5 protein-coding genes are annotated in these 4,700 nt (G+C 72.7%); 1 reads left to right on the top strand and 4 read right to left on the bottom strand.

The genetic code is table 11. The annotated features are described in order from the left end of the window. Positions 1–101: 101 nt before the first annotated feature. The 4 genes from mshC to AB0F62_RS42450 form a co-directional block, all read right to left on the bottom strand. On the bottom strand, positions 102–1,331 hold the full coding sequence (gene mshC / locus AB0F62_RS42435; protein WP_361812173.1) for a cysteine--1-D-myo-inosityl 2-amino-2-deoxy-alpha-D-glucopyranoside ligase: 1,230 nt from the start codon (positions 1,329–1,331) through the stop codon (positions 102–104). A 71-nt stretch (positions 1,332–1,402) separates the two neighbouring features. Next, positions 1,403–2,239, bottom strand: a complete 837-nt coding sequence (locus AB0F62_RS42440) for an SCO1664 family protein (RefSeq protein WP_361812176.1) — start codon at positions 2,237–2,239, stop codon at positions 1,403–1,405. Further along, positions 2,197–2,793, bottom strand: a complete 597-nt coding sequence (locus AB0F62_RS42445; RefSeq protein WP_361812179.1) for a DUF3090 domain-containing protein — start codon at positions 2,791–2,793, stop codon at positions 2,197–2,199. The genes AB0F62_RS42440 and AB0F62_RS42445 overlap by 43 nt, the downstream gene beginning before the upstream one ends. 58 nt (positions 2,794–2,851) lie before the next feature. After that, the gene (locus tag AB0F62_RS42450) at positions 2,852–3,550 is read right to left on the bottom strand and encodes a histidine phosphatase family protein (RefSeq protein WP_361812182.1); all 699 of its coding nucleotides are present in this window, start codon (positions 3,548–3,550) and stop codon (positions 2,852–2,854) included. A 64-nt stretch (positions 3,551–3,614) separates the two neighbouring features. Here AB0F62_RS42450 and corA point away from each other — a divergent pair, with 64 nt between their 5' ends. Beyond that, on the top strand, positions 3,615–4,616 hold the full coding sequence (gene corA / locus AB0F62_RS42455) for a magnesium/cobalt transporter CorA (protein WP_361812185.1): 1,002 nt from the start codon (positions 3,615–3,617) through the stop codon (positions 4,614–4,616). Positions 4,617–4,700: the final 84 nt, after the last annotated feature.

Below are 4,700 nucleotides of genomic sequence, written 5' to 3' on the forward strand. Positions count from 1 at the left end.
AATATCCGCCGAATGGGCGTTTCGGCATGGGCCACTGGTCCGGCCCCGCACAGGGGGCGGCGGCCGGGCCGTTCGCGGTCGGGGGCCGGACCCCCGCGGTGTCAGAGCGCGACGCCGAGCAGGGCGTCCACCGCGCGGGACACCAGGCCGGGGGCGCCGGTGTCCGTGCCGCCCTCGGCGGCCTGGCGGGCGGCCCAGCGGTCCACGGCGGCGAGCGCCGCGGGGGCGTCCAGATCGTCGGCGAGGGCCTCGCGGATCTCCTCCACCAGCGCCTCGGCCGGCGGGCCGTCCGGCCGCGAGACGGCCGCGCGCCAGCGGGCCAGCCGCTCCACCGCGTCCGCCAGCACGGCGTCGGTCCACTCCCAGTCCTCGCGGTAGTGGTGGGCGAGCAGGCTGAGCCGTATGGCCGCCGGGTCCACGCCGTCGCGCCGCAGCTGGGAGACGAAGACGAGGTTGCCCTTGGACTTCGACATCTTCTCGCCGTGCAGCGCGACCATGCCGGCGTGGACGTAGGCCTTCGCCATCGGGAACTCGCCGGTGAGCACCTGGGCGTGCGAGGCGCCCATCTCGTGGTGCGGGAAGGCCAGGTCGGAGCCGCCGCCCTGCACGTCGAAGCCCATGCCCAGATGGTCCAGGGCGATGGCGACGCACTCGATGTGCCAGCCGGGCCGTCCGCGGCCCAGACTGCCGCCGTCCCAGCTGGGTTCGCCCTCGCGGGCGGCGAGCCACAGGATCGGGTCGACCGGGTTCTTCTTGCCCGGGCGGTCCGGGTCGCCGCCGCGCTCGGCGGAGAGCAGGCGCATGGTGGCGGCGTCGAGGCGGGAGACGGCGCCGAAGTGGGGGTCGGAGTCGACGTGGAAGTAGACGTCGCCGTCCAGCTCGTACGCCGCGCCCGCCTCACGCAGCCGCTCGACCAGCGGGACGATCCCGGGGATGGCCTCCACCGCGCCGATGTAGTGCGCGGGCGGCAGCATCCGCAGGGCGGTCATGTCCTCGCGGAAGAGGGTGGTCTCGCGCTCGGCGAGGGCCGTCCAGTCCTCGCCGGTCTTCTCGGCCCGCTCCAGCAGCGGGTCGTCGACGTCGGTGACGTTCTGGACGTACTGGACCTGGCGCTTCGTGTCCAGCCACACGCGCTGCACGAGGTCGAACGCGTTGTAGGTGGCCGCGTGACCCATGTGGGTGGCGTCGTAGGGGGTGATCCCGCACACGTAGATGCGGGCGACCGGACCGGGGCTCAGGGTTACCGGGCCGCCGGTCGCGGTGTCGTGGAGGCGGAGGTCGCGCCCGCTGCCGGGAAGGGCAGGGACGTCGGAAGCGGGCCAGGCATGCATGTCATGAGATTAACCGCCCGCGTGATCCACAAACGACCGGTGGGTCTCCCGGCGGCCTCCGTCGCGGACGCTCAGATGGGTGGCCAGGGGATGGCGGGCCACTCCCCGGAGGGCTCCGGATGACGTCCGGAGCGCAGCAGCGCGGTGACGCGGGCCCGCAGGGCGTCGAGCTCCGCGACCGTGATGAGCTCCGCCAGGCGGGCGCCGAGGCCCCCGTCGGCGAGTTCCGCGGAGAGCTTGCCGAGGACGTCGACGGCCTCGTCGGTGAGCGGTTCGCCGGCCCAGCCCCACAGCAGCGTCCGCAGCTTGTTCTCCGTGTTGAAGGTCACGCCGTGGTCGATGGCGTACAGGCGCCCGTCGGCCGCGGGCAGCAGGTGCCCGCCCTTGCGGTCGGCGTTGTTGATCACGGCGTCCAGGACGGCCAGCTGCCGCAGCCGTACGTCGTCGGCGTGCACCAGCAGCGCGGTGCGTCCCTCGCCCACCTCGGCGAAGCCGACGGCCTTCCAGCCCTCGCCCGGTTCGTCGCCCTCCACGAGGGCCAGCAGCCCCTCGCCGGCCTCCTGCGGCGTCTCGATCCACAGCTGGACCATGCCCTCCCCGTACGGCCCGTCCCGCAGCACGGTCGGTGGCACCAGGCCCCAGCCGGTGGCCTCGGAGACCAGGTACGCGGCCACCTCGCGCTGGGCGAGCGTGCCGTCGGGGAAGTCCCACAGCGGCCGCTCTCCGGCGACCGGCTTGTACACGCAGTGGGCGCGGGCGCCCTCGTGCTCGACCGCGCAGTAGAGCACCGCGTTGGAGGCGTCCCGCAGCCGCCCGCGCACGGTGAGCTCACCACGCACGAGCAGCTCGGGGGCTATGTCCCCGCTCAGGCCGTCGCCGACCGCCGGTACCCGTTCTGGCGCGGGCATACGTGTCCTTCCGGATCCAGGGGCAGACTGCACAGCGGGCAGGGCGGGCGGCCGGCCGCGACGACGTCGAGGGCGCGCTTGGCGAAGGAACGGGCCTGGGCACCGGTCAGGCGCACCCGCAGCAGCGGCGGGCCGTTCTCGTCGTCCTGCAGGAGCATCTCCTCGGCCGCCTCGAGGTCGTCCTCGTCCTCGGCCTCGATCTCGACCAGCGCCTGGGCCTCCAGGATCATCCGTTCCTCGGCACCGTCCCAGGCCAGGGCCATGGTGCCGACCCGGAACTCCTCCTCAACCGGTACCTCGAGCGGCCCGCTGTCGAGCAGTTCCGAGGGGGCCACGGCGGGAACCGGGGCGGAGCCGCCGGTGCGGCGCACGACCTCGTCCAGCAGCTCGTCGATGCGTTCGGCGAGCGCCTCGACCTGGGTCTTCTCCAGCGCGACGCTGGTCGTCCGGCCGGCGGCGCTCGCCTGCAGGAAGAAGGTGCGTTGGCCCGGTTGGCCTACGGTGCCGGCGACAAAGCGTTCGGGCTTGTCGTAGAGGAACACCTGACGAGGCACGTCCTGCTCCGTTTTCTCGGTGTCTGCGCGGTTCGGTCCACCCTACTGCGGAAGCTGATCACGGTGCGCCCGCACCACCACCGACCTCCGCGTCCCCCGGGGCCGCGGTGGGCCGCTCCCTCGGGCGCAGGCTCTCCAGGCTGCCGGTGTCGCCGAGCCGGAGCAGGAAGGGCCGCTCCGGGGTGTACCGGATCGCGGTGACCGAGCAGGGGTCGACGGCGATGCGCTGGAAGAGGTCCAGGTGCATGCCGAGGGCGTCGGCGGCGATGGACTTGATGATGTCGCCGTGGGAGCACATGACGTAGAGCGCGTCGGGTCCGTGGCTCTCCTCGATGCGCGCGTTCCACTCGCGCACCGCGTCGACCGCGCGGGCCTGCATGGCGCGCACCGACTCGCCCCCCTCGCCGGGGAACACGGCGGCCGAGGGATAGCGCTGCACGACGCCCCACAGGGGCTCGTCGGCCAGTTCCGCGATCTTCCGGCCGCTCCAGTCGCCGTACGCGCACTCCGAGATCCGCTCCTCGACGTGGAGCGGCACGCCGGGCAGCGCGTCCAGCAGCGGCTGCACGGTCTCCCGGCACCGCTGCAGCGGACTGGTGACGACGGCGGCGGGCGGCAGTCCGGCCAGCCGCGCGGCGAGGGCCGCGGCCTGGTCCCGTCCGGTCTCGTCGAGGGCGACTCCGGGGAGCCGTCCGGCCAGCACTTTCTCCGCGTTGGCGGTGGACCGGCCGTGCCGGACCAGGATCACGGTGGGCATGTCCGCCACCATACGGCCCCGGCTTCCCCGGTGTGGCGTCGGCGTATCGCGGAAGAAGACAGGTGTGATCGTCGACTGCGCCATTTACCGCGACGGGCAGCGCACCGACGCCCCCGACGACCTCTCCGACGCGCTGGACCGGGCACGGTCGACGGCCGGGGCGTTCGTGTGGATCGGCCTGTACGAGCCGACGGAGAAGGAGTTCGACCTCGTCAGCCGCGAGTTCGGGCTCCACCCGCTGGCCGTGGAGGACGCGCTCTGCGCCCACCAGCGGCCCAAGCTGGAGGTGTACGAGGGCTCGCTGTTCCTGGTCCTCAAGCCGGTCTCCTACGACGACGAGCGCGACACGGTCACCGCGGGCGAGTTGATGATCTTCGTCGGGGACGCCTTCGTGGTCACCGTGCGCCACGGCGAGGCGATCGCGCCGGGCGAGATCCGGCACCGCCTGGAGGCGGAGCACGAGATCCTCAAGCACGGGCCCACCTCGGTGATGTACGCGATCAGCGACACCGTGGTGGACGACTACATGCTGGTCGCCGCCGATCTCCAGGCCGACCTGGAGGACCTGGAGACGGAGGTCTTCGCCCCGGAGCCCCGCAGGTCGGTCGCGCGCCGCGGCGCGGAGAGCACGGCCGGCCGGATCTACGGGTTCAAGCGCCAACTGCTGGAGTTCCGGCGGGCGACGGCACCGCTGATGCAGCCGATGATCCGGCTCTCCGCGGGCACGGTGCCCCATGTGGCGACCGGCACCCAGCCCTTCTTCCGCGACGTGGCCGACCACCTGACCCGCGCCAACGAGCTGGTGGACAGCCTGGACCGGCTGCTCAGCGACGTCCTGAGCTCCCATCTGACGCAGGTCGGGGTGCGGCAGAACGACGACATGCGCAAGATCTCGGCCTGGGCCGCCATGGCGGCGGTGCCCACCATGATCGCGGGCATCTACGGCATGAACTTCCGGTACATGCCCGAGCTCCACCAGGTGTGGGGGTATCCGGCGGTGCTGGCCGTCATCGCCGTGTCGGAGATCCTCCTGTACCGGACGTTCAAGCGGCACGGCTGGCTGTGAGCGGTCCCGGGTCCGCCCCGCGCGGGGGCCGCCCCCGCGCCCCAGGTGGGCCCAAGACAAGACTCTAAAAACCAAAAAAAGAGT

Origin of the sequence: Streptomyces sp. NPDC026673 (genome assembly GCF_040638135.1) — a bacterium.
In the GTDB taxonomy this organism is placed as follows: domain Bacteria; phylum Actinomycetota; class Actinomycetes; order Streptomycetales; family Streptomycetaceae; genus Actinacidiphila.

What these genes read in the sequence shown, in the direction of transcription:
- mshC (WP_361812173.1), bottom strand. Translation starts at nt 1,331, where the DNA reads ATGCATGCCTGGCCCGCTTCCGACGTCCCTGCCCTTCCCGGCAGCGGG.
- AB0F62_RS42450 (WP_361812182.1), bottom strand. Translation starts at nt 3,550, where the DNA reads ATGCCCACCGTGATCCTGGTCCGGCACGGCCGGTCCACCGCCAACGCG.
- AB0F62_RS42440 (WP_361812176.1), bottom strand. Translation starts at nt 2,239, where the DNA reads ATGCCCGCGCCAGAACGGGTACCGGCGGTCGGCGACGGCCTGAGCGGG.